Raw genomic sequence first — 17324 nt, forward strand, 5'->3', positions numbered from 1 at the left:
AATTATGAAGAAAAGCAGAAAAATATGAGAGTGTTTAACTCATGGGGGAATGAATCACTAAGATAGAGGAATAAATAGAGGATTTACTACTTTTTTGGTTAGAGGATAAGGGGACGGATGGTAGAATAGGTTTTATTGCAAGATTTGGTTTTACACATCGGATATAGTACGTGAAATTTATAAGGTTAATTTCTTGTTTATAGAAATAAAGTATTATTTTACAATTGATTAGAAGGATAAAATTTAAGGGGAATATTTTATGACTAATAATCTTATAGAGAAGAATTGGATAGATGATTTTATTAAAACAGATGTATTTTCAGAGGCTTTAGGTATGGTATGGCGTAATGGTTATGAATCAGGAGGTTATTTTCAATTCACTCATAAGTCACAAGTGATAGTAAAAAAGTTTGCTGATTTCTTTGGGAAAGAAACAAGATCAAGATATTGTGAAGATAAAGGGTATGTGGAATGGTATATGTCTATGAATAGTGACCATCCATTTATTACAAAGGTAAAAGAATTTGGTTGGACACCGATACGAGGAAAATCTAGGTTATTTCCTAAAGGTGAGTTTAATAAAAAAATATTCATTAAAAAATATGTTTTATTGAGGCATGAACTTGGCACGATAAAAGTTAAACGATCTGAAAATAAAATTTATGTTAGACCACGCTTTCGTATTCATGGGTCTGAAGATATCTTGGAGCATTTAAATAATTTTATGTTTGAAGAATTAGGTATTAAGAAGAAAAAATTACAAACTGACGGGAAAATACCAAAAGCAAAAATTTTATATTTTCAATCATACAAAGATATAGAGAGTATTTTGAAATATATTGGAGCTTCAGAGACATTAGAAACGTTGTATTCGTTCGATTTAGGATTTCATGATGCTGAAGAATTTAAGAAGACTGACCTAGGGAAATAAGCAGGTTTTTAGGAGGGGTATTACTATCTCATTGGACAAAAATTTAACATTTTATGATTATAAGAATAGTTTTCAACTTTTAATCTAATGTAAAATTAGTGAGACGTTTATTTTATATCAAAATGTTAATTAAAAAAGAGTTAGAAGTGATTATTTGAATAAATTAATATTATTGTCTTTATTGGCTACATTTTGTTTAAATATCGCAGGATGTTCTAATGATATAGCTATACCAAGGGATAATTCTAAAACCTCAATATCTAAGAAGGTTAAATGCATTAACAAAGCATGGTACAAAAAAACATATGTTATGTAATAGTTTAAAGAAACTTTAAATGGTGGATGATAAAGATTACAAGAGAATAATAACAATTTATTCATCCTAATATTTTTATAATATAATTAATATCTCTAAATTTACCTAAAAAGACTATCAGTAATAGTGAAATTTTGGAGAAATAAAATGTGTTTATAATAAAATCAATGAATTGGATAATAAATAATATACATAAAGAAAAGGCGCCCATATAAGGGTGCCTTTTCTAATGGTTTTTTAGCAGAAGCAAGAAGCTCCCACAATAATTAATAAAATAAATAATACAACTAATAAAGCAAATCCTCCTGCAAAGCCACAGCTACCACCAAAGCCCATAATAATTCCTCCTTTAAAGAGTAGGAGAAAAATAAGGAGTCACTCATGTATTTTAATGGATTCAAATTACTTTATGTTTTTATGGATTAAATGAGCATGGCTTTTTGAAAATAAAAAAAGACGCCATAAAGCGCCTCCCATTTGGGTAAATAAGAAGTAAGGTTTCCATTTTAATTGAAAAAAATAGAACAGGTGCTTAGATTTTATCACGATTTTTTGCTGAATGAACATGCATTATTACATATCATTATAAATCCCTCTATTTTCCATTTGATAAAGTATATTACCAAAATTTAAATAAATATTTCTGCATATTCAAAATATTTTCAAAAATAATACATTAAAGGTGCAAGTTATAAAAAACTATTAAAGGGGGATTTATTATGTTCAAGAAATTAGTAGTTGGAGCATTAGCAACAGGTATTGCATTGACTGGAGGGATTGGAGCAGCATCAGCAAGTACAGAGAATACAGCAAGCGAAATAGCTATGCAGTGTAAAAATACACAACCTCAAGAAACTCAGAAAGGAAGTGGTATATATTATAAATATGAATGTAAGAGCCAAAGAATATTTGCAAATTCATATACTGATAATCAAGGGATTACGTGGTACCTTAAAGGTATCAAAGACATGGATGGACAATATGAAGCTTATTATGAAGGAAGAAAATACTAAAATATTTACTGGGAAGCCTCAATATCTGAGGCTTTTTTCTTTGTATAGGATTATCCCTCATAAAGAGAAGACACCCTAAGGTACCTTCCTCTGACTTGAACCATCTTAATTTTATTATGTTGTTATTATGTAAGAAAAGAAGACATCGATTAAGATGTCTTCTTTTACTTGTACACTTGGTGTTAAGAAGGTATTGTATTGCTTAATAACCATAAAAAATATAACAATCATCGAGTAAGTCTATTATAGCATCAATAAATAGAATTTTTATATTTATTTTTGCATATATATAGATTTATTTATATTTTATCTATATAGTTAAATTGTCTGTTTCTTGTTTTAATTCGTTTGTTTATTTTGAGTGCTCCAGCAATGGAGTCTTTTTTATGCAATAAAACATTTTTTGTATTACTTAGTTGATCTATATTAACTTTACCCTCTTAAATTATATCTATATTTTACCAAATAATTATATAGATACCCAGTTTTTTTTAATAATCTAGTGGATGGATAATTTTAATGTTATTTGTTAATCCTTATAGGAAAATTTAACATGCAATGAAGATTGAGAAATCAAGAATTATAAAAAATTTATAGTATCTTTAGGAAAAAAACATATTTATCATCCGTATATTAATATGTTATAATTTAATTTCTAAAACTACCCAAAAAGGACTGCCAGTAATGGTGGTCTTTTTTATATTGGTGAGATTGTACTAGTATGATAGAATAGGATTAACTGTATATTGTGAGGGTGATTGGTTATCCCTTCTTTCCATTTGGAAGGAAAGGGGGTGATATACCTATGGAGTTTTTGTTTGAGCTTCTAAAAGAATTTGTGAAAGCCATTGTACGTGAAGTTTCTGCGTATGTTTTTAGGAAACAAATTTTAGAAAAAGATAACAAAAAACCCACTCCTCGTCGCCGTCCAAAGCAAAAGGGTGGGTTTCGTAAAAAATAAATGATATAACCACCACCCTGACGGTAGCAGTTATTAGAAGAGATGTTAGCGCATCTCTTCTTTTATTATATACACAAGCTATTACTGTAATACTACTACAGTAATTATATCAAACGTACATAAAAAATCAATGAGCACGTAATAGATATAATGTACAAAAGAAAAGATACGCCAAGGTGTCTTCCTCCGAATAGAACTATCTTCATTTAAAATCAATATAGTTCTATAAAAGAATATTAATTTATTGAATGTAAATCATCACTATATTATAATAGTTTTATAAATTAAAAATTTTATATGTTTTTGAGGAGAGAGAAAAAGATTCATGACAGATACAGATAAGGGTAAATTAGGTATTATATTATTTCTCATAATTGTTCCGATATTAATAATCACCGCAGTGGTTAATTACATTCATGTAACACATCTTGAAGGAACTGTTACTGATAAATATTCTAAAAGGCATGGAAAACAAGATAAATTTTATATAGTCGTTGAGCAAAAAAATGGAACCGAAAAAGTTATTTCTAATGAGGATAGCCTTCTTATGATGAAGTTTAATTCAGCGGATCTGCAAGCAAACATAAAAGAAGGAAAAAATTACGATTTTACTTTACGTGGATATAGAGTACCTATACTTTCATGGTTTCCAAATTTAGATGGTGCCGAACCACAAAATTAGCACTATTCTTTAATAAAAAATCCGACTCATTAAAAAATGAGTCGGATTTTTTATTAAAGAGCTATTTCGTATTAATTTGTGCCATCATTTAATATGCTATTTTTAAATGATTTCCAAATTTGATAACTAATTATTGCTAAGATGGTTGATTCAAATATAATTACTGCAACTTTCAGCCAACCCGCAATTCCTTCATATGAGAAGAATTCAACAAATATATATAGTCCTGTAATAATTGAAAAAATTAAAAATACAAAATTTAAGATACCGTAAATAAAAATAAATTTAACGTTAACATTTTTTGCTTGTGGTAATTGTCTATTTCTAATTACATAAATCACTACTTTTAATGATTTAGAATATAAATTAGTAATTTCTGTGACAGCTGATAATATCCAATACCCATCTAATCTAATAAATGGTATGAAGTTCATAATCATAGCAACTAGATTCCCTAGTACAAAAATATTGATTAGTAATTGATATTGTTCTAAATATCCTCTAAATAATATAAGGATAGCTAATATTGTTAGTTCAAAATAGGCTCCTGCTAAAAACACAATAACTTTCTCTTTTTTAGATTTAAAGAGACGGGTGCTACTTACATCAGTATATAAAGCGGGTGAGAAACATAGAAGTAAAAAACCAATATATTTAACTTCCCCACCATAATACCTACAAGTTATTGCATGTCCCATTTCATGTATTACAGAAATAGTAAATATAGATACATACAAAATTAAATATTCATACCAATTTAAATGTAATACATTCTGAAATGCATGATCAACCATTACATTCATATTATTAATTAAAACATATGTAGCACTTAAGATAATAAAAATAGAGCCCCATAGTAATAGAAACCTTATATAATTATTATGAAGTAACTTATTAATTTTTTCTAAAACAGATGTTGGATTATAAAAAGGATACTTTAAAAACAATATATTAAAGGGTTCTTTTTTTATTTCTCCTAAAATCTCTATTCTCCGCAACTCGTTTATAAATTTATCAAAATCAGTAATTGTTAATCCATGTTTGTTTAAAAGTTCTTCCCTATCTAACCCCTGTTGTAAATCTTGTATGATTTGTCCTTCTTTTATCCCAACTTTAAAAAATACTTCCCCATTCTTAATAATGAAGTGATCTTCCATATATGTAATTTCTACACTTTGTATTTCTTGCTGCAATTCATTATACAAACTCATTCACCTTTTCGATAATATTGAAAAAAATGAGCATAAATGCTCATTTTTTAATGTTTTTATAATTTATTTCTTATAGGAAACCTTCAAGGAACCCTTTACCAAATTCAATCGCTGGTCCTTTAACTTTCTTCCAAACCTTGCCGAAACCTTTAGGTGCTGTAACTTCTTCTAATCGTTCTAATTGAAAATTCATTTGTAATCCTCCTAAATATTATTTATTACCAACAAACGCCTGTATTTTCACAGATGTACCACTTAGTTCCATATCCTGCTGCATAACCAGCAACTCGCCCCCAATTCACTTTAATTGGTGCTGCAACTACTTCTAATCTTTCCATTTTAAATTCCATGTCAATTCCTCCTGTATTAAATAAAATGTTAATATCCATATATATAAATTATAAGAACTATTAATCGTTCATTATACTAATATATCTTTAATTAAAAGTCAATGATTAAAATATATAAATTTATAGATTAAAAGAAAAACTTTTTTAACGCTTTAATTGGACCTGTAGGTATGAATGGAGCTACTATACCTTCTAATCTTTCCAAGTTAAACATAATCTTATTCCTCCAATCTATGAATAGTTATTAAAATGTATAAGAAAATAAATTCTTATACATTATTTGTCAACTTTTTCAGTTTTTACACCAAGTCCTTCTTTATATCCTTCCCAAAACTCACAGCCACTTAATGCAACAACAAGTGTACATAGGAATCCGATTATAAGAACTTTTTTTAACTTCATAATATCCCCACCCAAAATTGTATAAAAATTCTATTTAAGTTAAATATATCAATAATTTTTTAACGCAATATTGATATAATAAGATATTATTTGCTAAAAATAAACAACTTTTTACAAATATGCATAATTACATATTATTGCTTCTTTACCCCTAATATAAAATATCCTAAACAATGTAATGAGGCAGTAAGACAGCGTCTTTCAGGGAATAGGGATTGAGATAGAGAAATTAATAGGAACGGTCCAACTACTGAAGGTTAGTTTTCAAGGACAAAAGCTAGTCAAAGTGCTTGAAGTCTTTAATTAGTTAATTTATTGGGATTATTTTTTGTCAAACGTATTAAAACATTGTGTGTTTAACAAAAAAAAAGACACCCTAAGGTGCCTTCCTCCGACTTGAACCACATTAATTTTAATAATATGTATTGGACTCCCATTCAAGTATCATTTTTCTCAATGACTAATTGGTATATTTTAGGGTGTTTTTTACTATTTTTATGTTAAGATATTTTGGTTGATATTCATCTTATTTTAGGAGGTTGGAAGATCTGTTACATGCTTTTCATATGGATTTTAGTTTCTATACCGAAAGTATAAAAGTTTTAGGGTTATTAGGGAATTCTACTCGCTTATCAATTGTTTGTAAATTGATTACATATGGATCGTTGTCAGTTTCTGATTTAAGTAAGCAAACAAGAATTACAGAGGATTTGATTGTACAACATTTGCGTAAATTAGCCTTTGGAAATATTGTAATTAGTGAACGTATAGGGAAAAGGCTTTATTTCAAAATAAAAGATAATAAAACAATTGAGATTATTAAGGTATTAGGATTACTAAGTTAATTTTAATTACTTTCAATATAAATGATTTTGCTATAAATCAATTGTGCAAAATCACATCTAGCCCGCCTATGGAAATAGGTAGGTTTTTAATATACAAAAAGGCGCCCATATAAGGGTGCCTTTTCCAATAGTTTTTAGCAGAAACAACTGCATCCGATAATGATTAATAAAATAAACAATACAACTAATAAAGCGAATCCTCCAGCAAAACCGCAGCCTTCGCCGCAACTACCACCATATCCCATAACAATAGTGCCTCCTTTAGATTAGAGGGAAAAACTAGGGTTCATTCCATGGATTTTAATGGGTTCACTTTACCTTATGTTTTCAAGAATGAATTGAGCAGGTCCTTTTGAAGATAGAAAAAAGACGCCATAAGGCGCCTTCCTTTTAGGTAGATAAGACTTTAGTTTTCCAATCTAAAGAAATTTTGTATCAGCTCTTTGAGAGTATATCATGATATTTGCTTGATTTATTATGCATTGTTACATAACTCTTCAAATCCCTCTATTTTCCATTTGATAAAATTCAATTCCAATATTGTTAATAATTAAATAAATATTTATATAAATTGAAAATATTTACAAAAGTTACAAAAGTGATACATTTAAGGTGCAAGTTATAAAACATATTTAAGGGGGATTTATTATGTTTAAGAAATTAGTAGTAGGAACATTAGCAACTGGTATCGTATTAACTGGAGGGATTGGAGCAGCATCAGCAAGTAAAGAAGGTGTAGATAATACTAAAAATTCAGCACCAATTATCCAACGTACCCAAATACTTAAAGATGATTTCAGTCTGATAAATGGTGAAAGAGAAGTACCGTTCGAGCATGTAAAAAAAGCGGATATGAGAGTTCATATGACGAACAATACTAAAGGTACACTTGACTGGTCTTTAAAAGACTCAAAAGGTAATGTTATTGGTTCTGGATCGTTAGCAGCAGGAAAGGGTTTTACAAATACGTACAATACTCTTTCAAAAGGTAAATATAAGCTTAAAGTTACTCACAGAAATGGTGGTTCTGGATCGTTCTATGCAGCTGCTCGTACTTTAGACTAGTATACATAGAACCATTTTAAGCGTATTGCAGAAGAACGATCAGAGAGTTTGGGGATTAAGGAGTTTTGTCATAATATCATCGTTTGCAAATACAAAGTCACAAAATGCCTACCTAGGGAAATAGGTAGGCATTTTTAATGCAGAAAAAAGACACCCAAAGGTGCCTTTTACGCTGTAATAAATTTAAATACATAGTACATAAAGAATAACAAAGATAGACTTGCTAATCTGCCAGCAATTGATTCTTTCATAAATTTCATAAGTATCACTTTGACAATCAATGCTAAGAATAACGGTATAAACAGTACCATAGCAAGTTTGATAGCTAAGTCGTTTATAGTTGGATTAAACGCTTCAAAGTTAATAATGATATTCACTTATCCCTCTTTTTATCTATTTATATTTATAATTAGATTTATATTGTTTTGACTAATAAAGAGATGTTAATTTGAGAACCATTTATTTTTGGATTATAAGAGTACTCTCACATTTACGACAAGCAATCTTCTCTTCTTCAAAAATGAATAGATTCTCAGCATCACATTCTGGGCATACAACTGCAAATGGTGTTTTTATATTTTTATAGCATAGGAAAGAAAAGAATGCCATGATTAGAGCAGGTATAATAAGCATCATAATTAAGAATAGGCCCGCAAACACGCCTGTAATTATGGAAAGTGGTTTCATTAGTTTTCTACCTACGGAGTTTACTTGATTATCCTTTTTACGAAAAGCAGTAACAAGGTAAGTTTGGGTTTCTTTTACTGGCTCAAATGCATTTACCGTATTGTATTCTTGTTCATCCATAGTGGGATAGGAAGTGTTTGGTCCTTGATATCCTCGTTGTATATAATAGTTGTTTGACTCAGCTATTCGTGGTGTATACGAGATTCCAGTTCCAGGTATATAAGATGTCGTTCTTGATTCAGGTGGAATAGAGTTCCCTCCCGTACCTGTGTATGTAAAGTTAATTTTCACACCCGGGGAAAACTGGATAATTCTACGAAATTTATAACCCATAATATTGTATCCTCTCTATCTAATTAATAGAATTCTTTACTAATTATAACAAATTTTTAGTGTTAATATTAATATATTATTTTATAATAAAATTATGATATTTAAATTTAATAATTTAAGGCGTTTTATGAGTTCTCTTTTACTTGGACATTTGGTGCTAAGCAGGTATTGTATTGCTAAAAATACAACAATTATCGAGTAAGCTTATTATACCATCAATAAATGGGATTATTTATATTTTAAATTTAACATATAGATTGAATAATATTTTCTCTATATAGTTAAATGATCTATTATTTATTAAATTTAATAGGAAATTTTGCAGGAAGGAGAATATAATTTATGGCTTTTTTGAGAATGTTTTTATTAATTATAAAGGTGCTTGATAATGCCCTATTAAAATTTAATGAGTTGGAAAACGAATTGAATGAATCGGAGAATAAATTTAAAAAGAAATTTGGTATTTATGCTATTGATTTAATGGCATTATTATTACTTTCGTATCTTTTTGGGGCATTACTATATGTTTTTATTACTTTCTTACCATCTTTTAATAGCATTATTGTATCTTTTGTAAAAACTTTAGGATATATCTTTACAGGAGAGGGAGAATTCTTACCACCTTCCTTACTTATAATACCAATTCCAGATATAAGCTTTAAAGATATATTTTTATGGTTAATTTTAATAGCATTTATTTCAGCTATTATAGTTTATTTAAATAAAGATAATAATGAGTTTAGAATGGTGAAAATTTTAGCGATAAGTAATAGTATATTACGTTTAGTAGTTATAAATTTAAAAATAGAAAAATCTTTAGTTATTATAGGGTCAATTTTTATTTTTGTTACATTATTTATTACATATGCAATGGTGCCAGATGCTTTCTTTGTAACCCATATATTGGAGATTTTGTTTTTTTGGACAGCTATTTATGCTATTTTAATTACGTATTCAAGTTTTAATAAAGATAGTATTAGAGCGAAAAGATTTGTCGTATTTATAGTGTTTATACCTATTGTAATTTCGAATATTTTACAAAATAAAACACAAGGTTCCATAAGTTTGCTATTTTTAACAGTTACTATATTTTTGACATTTGAAAGAGTATTCGCAATCCTTGTGGAATATAAGGAACAGATATATGAGGGGAAAGAATGGATATTTGCATTAAGAAATTTAGAACAAAAAGATTACGATAAGATAAGAGCTAAGCATAATTTGGATAATGATGATTATCTAGAAATTTTTGAGGATAAGGTTTTAGCAGGGTTGGTATTTTATAAAGGTACAAAAAGAGATTTATTGAAATCAAAAGTATGTTTTGAGAGTAGTTTAGTAGATAACCCAGATGATACATTTTGTAAATATTTATTAGCTGAAGTGTTAGTGGATATTGGTGAGGAGCAAAACATTCAAAAAAGTATTGATCTGCTTCAAGAAATAAAAAAACAACAGCAAGAAAACCCATATGTATTTAAAGTTCTAGATGTTGAAGAATATATAGCATATTTAGAGTTTAGTAGTGAAAATCCTAAATACAATGAAATAATTAATATTTTAAAAAATAAGAAGAATTTACAAAATGATCTTGTTTATATATTAGGAGTATCTTATTTGTACGTAGAAGATTTAAAAAAGGCAAGAGAGACGTTGGAGTTGTTAGAAGGGAAAGAGGATAAGCTAAGTTTTAATGATTGGCACGAGTGCATGGCTTATTTGGAGACTAAGGAAAAAGAATTAAATCAAGAAAATAATTAGTAGTTTGTTTGATGGAAATGTATAAAATTTTATTTTAATTACATAGGAATTTTATGAATTTCAAGTCGGAGGAGGACACCCAAAGGTGCCTTCCTCCGACTTGAACCACTTTAATTTTAATAATATGCATTTGGACTTTCGTCCAAATAATATTTTACTACATTAAGTAATGTCAGTTGTTAAGAAAAAAAGGCACTCTTTCGAGTACCTTTTTCCTATTCTACTTTTAAATTAATTTCTTTACCTGTCATACCGCCACTAGCTTTTAAGAAAAGTCCTTCAGCATCTTTTGGTATATCAAATACAACTTTCCCTGTCTGTGTTAGACCAGGATTTAATTGTTTTAAGAAGAAGTCAGTTTTTCCACCGTTAGCTAAGTCAAAAGATGATTGACCTTGTACAGAAGATGTGAATTCACGACCTTTGTTATCTACCAATTTAAAGCTGTTAGTATCAACAGTGATAGCGTCTTTTTGATTATTAGTAAGTGTAACTTCTAAAATCTTAAAGACACCTTGTGCTTGTTCTTTTGAGTATTCATTACCCACAGAATCTACTGTTTCCATAGATCCTACAGAGATTTTCACATCAGAAGATACACCTTCTTTTGATACTGCTTTAGTATCTGTTGAAGTTTTTTCTGTTGAATCTCCACCACCAGCAACCATAGCAATTATTCCGATTACAAATAAAGCTATAATGCCTAGGCATCCAAACTTAAATATTTTTCCCACGTTTGTTCCTCCAATTATGTAAAATGTAAGATTGCCACGTTAATAATAACAAATTAAATATCTTTATATTGTCATATTATGTCAAAAGGAAATAAAAAGATAGTTTAGAAGTTTTAGACTATATTGCTGTCCTATAATTTATTTTTTCCATCTATCTCTTATTCATAAAGAAAAGACACCCTAAGGTGCCTTCCTCTGACTTGAACCATCTTAATTAAAATAATATGTATTGGACTCCCATCCAATTATTATTTTCCCATGTTTATTATGTATTTTATTAAATTATTACTGGGCCTCTTGCTCACCTTTAGCTTTCATTTGTTTTTCATATACATATTTTGCTGTTGAAAAATCAGTAGGAAAATCACGTAGTGCCTTATTTATAATATTTAATTCTTCTTGCGACTTAATTTCAATGTTATTTAAATAGTCAAATGCTTTGGATTGTTTATTTGCAACATAATTTTGAGTAGAATAATCATCTGGGAAGTCTTTCTTAGCTTTTTCTTTAACCTTATTCATAGCTTCCGTTTTGTCGATGTTCTTTACTGGGTTCGCTAATGTTCCAGTAGTTTGTTCCGGTTTAGGTACTTCTTTCTTTTCCGGTTGAGACTCCGGCTTTACGTCTTCTTTTTTAGGCTGTTCTTGTTCTTGTGGTTTAGGTGTTTCTTGACTCGGCTGTGTAGTTTTTTGAAGTGAACTAGTTTGCTCTTTTTCATAGGAGTCTACTTTAGATTTCAACTCTTTGATTTGTGTTTTTAATTCTTGTTGTTCATTAAAGTGTTTATCGATAATTTTATCCATATCTTTTTGTGAATACTTAGGTTTCATATCTTCTGATTTGAAATCCTTAAAAATAGCTACGGAAGCAATGATAGCTACTAGTACCGCGATAATTCCAATGATTAGTTTTTTGTTCATTTATGTTCCTCCTAAAATACAGTAATATTATTATATAACAATTAAACAGTTACAGGTAGAAAAAAAGACACCCCAAGGTGCCTTACTGGGACTTGAACCATCTTAATTTTGAAAAATGGCATTGAAGGAATTTCTTTATTTATAACTATATTAGGGATGTTAATAATGGTATTTTATAGTGATATGAAAAAATTAATTATTAATGAATTTAAAATAAAAAGAAGACCGAACTAGAATAACAATCTAGTTCGGTCTTCTTTTTATTTGTTTACTTGTTTTCTTGGAAAACTTAATTAAAGTTTTTTAATTATTACTTGTTCGCCATCCTTCATAATGTCCTGTCCATGAATTTTTACTTACTTCAGTTGCTCCTTTTAAATACCAAGTCACTCCATCCCACTCTTTTACAGTAGGTATTTCCCCTTTTGATTTGTAACCAGGAAAGTCTTGTTTTTCTTTTTTCTTAACAAAACTTTTTTTATTATCAATCGTTTTTAATTTTACACCTGTATCAGTAGGTGTTTCCGCAAATACTCCTCCAGCACCAGATAACATAATTCCAGTTGCTAATGTTCCAATTATTACTTTCTTGAACATGAAAAATCCCCCTTTTTTGGAATGAATATTACATAAATAACAATACCATATTATTTATATTTTATAACATTTGAATTTATTTATAAATATTTAATTGAATATTCAAACTATACAATTAATGTGAAAAGATTTAAAAATAATTAGTTCTATTAGTAGTGAATCTCAAGTCAATGATTGGAAGAAAACTAAATTATTTATGGAGTAAGAAGTATAGAACTCAAACTTTTTTTGTGAATTTATATTCAAAAGTTTACTTTCAAATTAGAAAAGGCTAGTCCCTCGATACCCTTTTTGGAAATAAAGAAAAGACACCCTAAGGCGCCTTCCTCTGACTTGAACCATCTTAATTTTAATAATATGTATTGGACGCCAATCCTCACCGGATGGAAAGTAGAGATGATTCAATTATGTACCGATCTGGAGCGTCTCCTATATAGTCAAAAGGATAGCAAGTTGTTAAGGTTAATGTTGGCTCACTTTTGTCTACAATAACTGTTCGATCTTCTGAATCCGTTATCCAATGCTTATTAATTTCATATGTATATGTTTTATTTTCATATTCCACGATAAGTTGGTCATTTTCCTTTAGTTGACCAAGCTCGGTAAAAACAGTATCTCTATGTCCACTTAAAACTGTATGGCCATTTCCAGATGGTGTAGTAGTTAAGTCACTAACAAACATACCTACACCCTTTTTTAGTACTTTATCATCAGCTCCCCAATATACAGAATATTTCTTTTGTATTTTAGGGATAATTAAATATGCTACTTTATCTCCTAATTGATGGTTTACCGTTGAAGCTGGAATTTGTACAGGTTCTGCAGGTTGTAATGAAGTCTCAGTGTTTGTCTCTGTTTGATTGATATTTGTTGTTTCATTTTCTTTAGAAGGTGTGGAGGTCTCATAGTGTTTCGCTTCGTTGGTCGTTAGCGACTCTGCTGATTGTCTAGCACCATACCATTCTAGAAAATAATAGGAAAAGATAGTTAGTCCAATAACAGTTAAACATAAGCCTATCCATTGCTTTTTATTCATTTTTATCACTCCATTTGAAAACGACAGGATTTCTCCTGCCGTTTTAAGGAACTATTTTATGCGTTTGTCTTTTTACGACGGAACATTAATACAAATCCAGCTAATGCTAAGCCTAAGCTTACTAACATCATTGTAACACCGTTTGATGCTGTATTAGGTAATTTTTCACCTTGTTTTTTCGTTTCTTTTTTCACAACTGTATTAGTATTTTTCTTTGTTTCTTTTGCAGTTGTTTGAGGCTTAGTTTGTTCTTGAGGTTTGTTTTCATCTTTTTTAGTAGTTTACTTGCTAGCTAAAAATTGATCGTAGTCCCCTTTTTTAACTTCACAAGGTAAGCCGTCATTGTCACGATCTAAGTCATGAGGATCGTTAGTTGCACTGTATCCATTGCTGTGCCAGAATTCCATAACTTCTTGTTTGTTTTTAAAGTGACCGCAATTCTTGTCGTTTGGATTTTTTTCTGCAAATGCAGCAGAACTGTACCCCACTGTTAATAGTGTTACCGCTGTTGCTGAAGCTAATAATTTTTTCAGGATTTTCCCCATCTCCCTAAATGGTATGTATTTACATCGGAAATTTTTACATTTAAAAACTTTAAAACATAATAATATTATGTAGATAAATGTAAGATTTTCATATGATAATAGCAAACTATTTATTCGTATGTTGTCATATTCTGTCGAACAAAAATAAAAAAGACACCCTAAGGTGCCTTCCGACTTGAACCACTTTAATTTTAATAATATGTATGGACTCCCATCCGAATATTATTTTACCATGTTAAATTGCTTTGTTCATTGAGAAATGTGGTTTATATCTATATTTTATCGATTTAAATAATCTGCCATGAACTCTTCAGCTTCTTTTTTGATCTCTTCTAGAGTCATTTGTTCAACTTGTTTATAATTTCCGTATTTATCATAGTTGGCTGAATCTTTCTTATGGAATGTTACTATTTGAATAAGAGAAAAAGTTATTGCATTTACCTAAAAACAGCAGGAATTGTAAAATTCTTAGGGATATTATGTCATTTTTTTGATATTATCAATTTGAGGAATCTAATATATTCTTTTATATTTGGATGGAGCGGTAAGTTGAATATTACAGTAGATGATATAACAATTGAACCAGATGAATTTAGATTGCAATCTTGAGATTGAGATGGCTTTTCATATTTGATAAATTAATATATCAAATTATACAGACTTTTTACATGTCTAGAAAATAAGGAGACTAATACATTTGAAACTATTTACTACTTTGAGTGCTAAGAGATTTTTTAAAGAAAACATTGATTCATCTAATTCTTTCATTTTCTATGTTGCTATATCCTTCTTTATTTTGATTCCAATTGCATTTGTTGGAGCATTTAATAATGTTTCATATTTAATTTCGTTCGCTTTTTCAGGTTTGTTTTTTACCTTATATGAAATGTTTGCTAAAAAAAGTGGCCTAATGTTATTTTTAGGAATATTATTTTCAATAACAATTCCTCAAATCCTGCAATTGAAAGTTATCCATGTATTCTTAAAAGAAAAGATGATGGGGCTTAATGACTTTTTCTCTCTTGAAATAAGCTCATCATCAATAAGTAATGCTTTAACAATTGCAAGTTTAGGACTTGTTTTGTTTAGCTTATCAAAAAACAACCAGAAAATAGAGGAATTTAGCGTAGAAAACAAAAGACTGACCGAAACGGTCAATCAAGAAGAGGATTGGAAGATAAAATTTGATCAGATCAATCAACTTGATAAGAGTGATGAACAGATAATTGTACTCACAGATATTATTGAAAATGAAAAGGATTCATTAGTTTTGTCGAGGTCATATGCTATGCGTGGTAATGTTTATAGAAAAAATAACATGCCACATAAAGCCTTGGACGACTTTGGAAAATCTATTATCCTAAATCCAAACAATCCTATTACTTTTGCTTATCGTGGATTAGTTTTTAGTAATATGGGTAATCTAGAAGAAGCAATAAGAGATTTTACAAAAGCTATAAAATTAGACCCGGATTTTGCATTGGCCTATAATAGTCGTGGAATTGCGTTTAAAAATATGGGTAATCCAGAAGAAGCAATAGGAGATTTTACAAAGGCAATAGAATTGAAACCAGATTATGCATTTGCCTATAATAATCGCGGAACTGTATTTAACAGTAAGGGTAATCAAGAGAAGGCAATAAGGGATTATACAAAAGCAATAGAATTGAAATCGGATTATGCGGAGCCTTATTATAATCGTGGAATTGCGTTTAAAGATATGGGTAATCTAGAAGAAGCAATAAGAAATTATACAAAAGCTATAGAATTGAAACCGAATTATGCAAAGGCCTATAATAATCGCGGACATGTGTTTGGCAGTAAAGGTAATGTAGAAGAAGCAATAAAAGATTTTACAAAAGCAATAAAATTGAAACCAGATTTTGCAAAGGCCTATAATAATCGTGGAATTGCGTTTAACAGTAAGGGTAATGTAGAAGAAGCAATAAAAGATTTTACAAAAGCAATAGAATTGAAATCGGATTATGCAGAGCCTTATAATAATCGTGGAATTGCGTTTAAAAATAAGGGTAATCTAGAAGAAGCAATAAGAGATTTTACAAAAGCAATAGAATCGAAACCAGATTTTGCAAAGGCCTATAATAATCGCGGTCTTGTGTTTGAAAGTAAGGGTAATCAAGAAGAAGCAATAAGAGACTTTACAAAAGCAATAGAATTGAAACCAGATTATGCAAAGGCCTATAATAATCGCGGTCTTGTGTTTAACAGTAAGGGTAATCAAGAAGAAGCAATAAGAGATTATACAAAAGCAATAGAATTGAAACCAGATTATGCACAGGCCTATAATAATCGCGGAAATGTGTTTAGCAGTAAGGGTAATCAAGAAGAGGCAATAAGAGATTATACAAAAGCAATAGAATTGAAACCAGATTATGCACAGGCCCATAATAATCGCGGTCTTGTGTTTGAAAGTAAGGGTAATCAAGAAGAGGCAATAAGGGGTTATACAAAAGCAATAGAATTGAAACCAGATTATGCATTGGCTTATTATAATCGTGGAATTGTGTTTAATAGTAAGGGTAATCAAGAAGAGGCAATAAAAGATTTTACCATGGCCATAGGAATAGAACCACAGTATGGCTCTAAACTTGACCCAATTATTAAAAGCTTAAGAGCAAGTTTAGACGAAGTAGCGGCAGAAAGAGATGAAGAAAGAGATTAGTTGAATATCTTTACAAAAATAACCAGAATTATTTTTGGGTGGCAAACTATGAATTTATTACATTAATGTGCATCGTATTAAGTCGCTGTCATAAAATTAAGTCACCTACGAGATGTTTTTAATTTTTGCGTTTAGAAATGTTTAAACTGAACCGAATCAAATATAAAATAAGTTTTTCACTGAACAAATACTTATCCAACAAGCATGCTTCTCGCATTTTAGATTTTTACCGAGTAATACTTATTAATAAT

20 protein-coding genes and 1 pseudogene are annotated in these 17324 nt (G+C 29.4%); 8 read left to right on the forward strand and 13 right to left on the reverse strand.

Annotated features, from left to right (window positions below; all coding sequences use genetic code 11):
• The first annotated feature begins 259 nt into the window (after positions 1-259).
• Entirely contained in the window at positions 260-931 is a 672-nt protein-coding gene (locus tag ACUXVC_RS27580) for a hypothetical protein (protein ID WP_095691730.1), read from the forward strand.
• A 553-nt stretch (positions 932-1484) separates the two neighbouring features.
• Here ACUXVC_RS27580 and ACUXVC_RS27585 read toward each other — a convergent pair.
• Positions 1485-1583, reverse strand: coding sequence for a YjcZ family sporulation protein (locus ACUXVC_RS27585; protein ID WP_446026175.1), 99 nt, complete (start codon positions 1581-1583; stop codon positions 1485-1487).
• A gap of 383 nt (positions 1584-1966) precedes the next feature.
• Here ACUXVC_RS27585 and ACUXVC_RS27590 point away from each other — a divergent pair, with 383 nt between their 5' ends.
• The 3 genes from ACUXVC_RS27590 (at position 1967) to ACUXVC_RS27600 (ending at position 3903) form a co-directional block, all read left to right on the forward strand.
• Positions 1967-2260, forward strand: coding sequence for an LCI fold-containing protein (locus tag ACUXVC_RS27590; RefSeq protein ID WP_098361006.1), 294 nt, complete (start codon positions 1967-1969; stop codon positions 2258-2260).
• 805 nt (positions 2261-3065) lie between these two features.
• Positions 3066-3221 carry a hypothetical protein gene (locus tag ACUXVC_RS27595; RefSeq protein ID WP_000394762.1) on the forward strand — a complete coding sequence of 52 codons (156 nt, stop codon included), beginning with the start codon at positions 3066-3068 and terminating at the stop codon, positions 3219-3221.
• 325 nt (positions 3222-3546) lie between these two features.
• Positions 3547-3903 carry a hypothetical protein gene (locus ACUXVC_RS27600; protein ID WP_095691736.1) on the forward strand — a complete coding sequence of 119 codons (357 nt, stop codon included), beginning with the start codon at positions 3547-3549 and terminating at the stop codon, positions 3901-3903.
• A 71-nt stretch (positions 3904-3974) separates the two neighbouring features.
• On the opposite strand, the gene ACUXVC_RS27605 is transcribed toward ACUXVC_RS27600, so the two are convergent.
• From ACUXVC_RS27605 to ACUXVC_RS27620, 4 genes are all read right to left on the reverse strand, one after another.
• Positions 3975-5108 carry a peptidase M50 gene (locus ACUXVC_RS27605; RefSeq protein WP_446026176.1) on the reverse strand — a complete coding sequence of 378 codons (1134 nt, stop codon included), beginning with the start codon at positions 5106-5108 and terminating at the stop codon, positions 3975-3977.
• 76 nt (positions 5109-5184) lie between these two features.
• Complete coding sequence (locus ACUXVC_RS27610) at positions 5185-5307, reverse strand: hypothetical protein (protein WP_254914842.1); 123 nt, start codon at positions 5305-5307, stop codon at positions 5185-5187.
• A gap of 25 nt (positions 5308-5332) precedes the next feature.
• A complete protein-coding gene (locus tag ACUXVC_RS27615; RefSeq protein WP_255255514.1) occupies positions 5333-5464 on the reverse strand; it encodes a hypothetical protein in 132 nt (43 codons plus the stop codon).
• Positions 5465-5740: 276 nt separating this feature from the next.
• Entirely contained in the window at positions 5741-5866 is a 126-nt protein-coding gene (locus ACUXVC_RS27620; protein ID WP_255255515.1) for a hypothetical protein, read from the reverse strand.
• A 566-nt stretch (positions 5867-6432) separates the two neighbouring features.
• Between ACUXVC_RS27620 and ACUXVC_RS27625 the strand changes: the two genes are divergently transcribed.
• Complete coding sequence (locus ACUXVC_RS27625; RefSeq protein WP_000347623.1) at positions 6433-6711, forward strand: ArsR/SmtB family transcription factor; 279 nt, start codon at positions 6433-6435, stop codon at positions 6709-6711.
• Positions 6712-6845: 134 nt separating this feature from the next.
• Here the strand turns inward: ACUXVC_RS27625 and ACUXVC_RS27630 are convergent, their stop codons facing one another.
• Positions 6846-6956 carry a YjcZ family sporulation protein gene (locus ACUXVC_RS27630; protein WP_000540371.1) on the reverse strand — a complete coding sequence of 37 codons (111 nt, stop codon included), beginning with the start codon at positions 6954-6956 and terminating at the stop codon, positions 6846-6848.
• A 403-nt stretch (positions 6957-7359) separates the two neighbouring features.
• Between ACUXVC_RS27630 and ACUXVC_RS27635 the strand changes: the two genes are divergently transcribed.
• A complete protein-coding gene (locus ACUXVC_RS27635; RefSeq protein ID WP_446026177.1) occupies positions 7360-7776 on the forward strand; it encodes a hypothetical protein in 417 nt (138 codons plus the stop codon).
• A gap of 167 nt (positions 7777-7943) precedes the next feature.
• Here ACUXVC_RS27635 and ACUXVC_RS27640 read toward each other — a convergent pair whose 3' ends face one another.
• Together ACUXVC_RS27640 and ACUXVC_RS27645 are read right to left on the reverse strand one after the other, a co-directional pair.
• Positions 7944-8153 (reverse strand): hypothetical protein, encoded by a 210-nt coding sequence (locus ACUXVC_RS27640; protein ID WP_001021325.1) that lies wholly within the window; start codon positions 8151-8153, stop codon positions 7944-7946.
• 82 nt (positions 8154-8235) lie between these two features.
• A complete protein-coding gene (locus tag ACUXVC_RS27645) occupies positions 8236-8796 on the reverse strand; it encodes a DUF4236 domain-containing protein (RefSeq protein WP_153593546.1) in 561 nt (186 codons plus the stop codon).
• Positions 8797-9138: 342 nt separating this feature from the next.
• Between ACUXVC_RS27645 and ACUXVC_RS27650 the strand changes: the two genes are divergently transcribed.
• Positions 9139-10557, forward strand: a complete 1419-nt coding sequence (locus tag ACUXVC_RS27650) for a hypothetical protein (protein WP_153593547.1) — start codon at positions 9139-9141, stop codon at positions 10555-10557.
• A 215-nt stretch (positions 10558-10772) separates the two neighbouring features.
• Here ACUXVC_RS27650 and ACUXVC_RS27655 read toward each other — a convergent pair whose 3' ends face one another.
• From ACUXVC_RS27655 to ACUXVC_RS27675, 5 genes and pseudogenes are all read right to left on the reverse strand, one after another.
• Positions 10773-11291 carry a DUF4352 domain-containing protein gene (locus tag ACUXVC_RS27655; protein WP_446026178.1) on the reverse strand — a complete coding sequence of 173 codons (519 nt, stop codon included), beginning with the start codon at positions 11289-11291 and terminating at the stop codon, positions 10773-10775.
• A gap of 285 nt (positions 11292-11576) precedes the next feature.
• A complete protein-coding gene (locus tag ACUXVC_RS27660) occupies positions 11577-12212 on the reverse strand; it encodes a hypothetical protein (protein ID WP_446026179.1) in 636 nt (211 codons plus the stop codon).
• A gap of 303 nt (positions 12213-12515) precedes the next feature.
• A complete protein-coding gene (locus ACUXVC_RS27665; protein WP_000475232.1) occupies positions 12516-12809 on the reverse strand; it encodes an LCI fold-containing protein in 294 nt (97 codons plus the stop codon).
• Between the two features lie 376 nt (positions 12810-13185).
• The gene (locus tag ACUXVC_RS27670) at positions 13186-13845 is read right to left on the reverse strand and encodes a class D sortase (RefSeq protein WP_243341515.1); all 660 of its coding nucleotides are present in this window, start codon (positions 13843-13845) and stop codon (positions 13186-13188) included.
• 56 nt (positions 13846-13901) lie between these two features.
• Positions 13902-14378 (reverse strand): annotated as a pseudogene (locus tag ACUXVC_RS27675) (excalibur calcium-binding domain-containing protein).
• Between the two features lie 709 nt (positions 14379-15087).
• On the opposite strand from ACUXVC_RS27675, the gene ACUXVC_RS27680 reads away from it, so the two are divergent.
• Positions 15088-17073 carry a tetratricopeptide repeat protein gene (locus ACUXVC_RS27680; protein ID WP_446026180.1) on the forward strand — a complete coding sequence of 662 codons (1986 nt, stop codon included), beginning with the start codon at positions 15088-15090 and terminating at the stop codon, positions 17071-17073.
• The last annotated feature ends 251 nt before the right edge of the window (positions 17074-17324 follow it).

The organism is Bacillus sp. N6 (genome assembly GCF_052805735.1).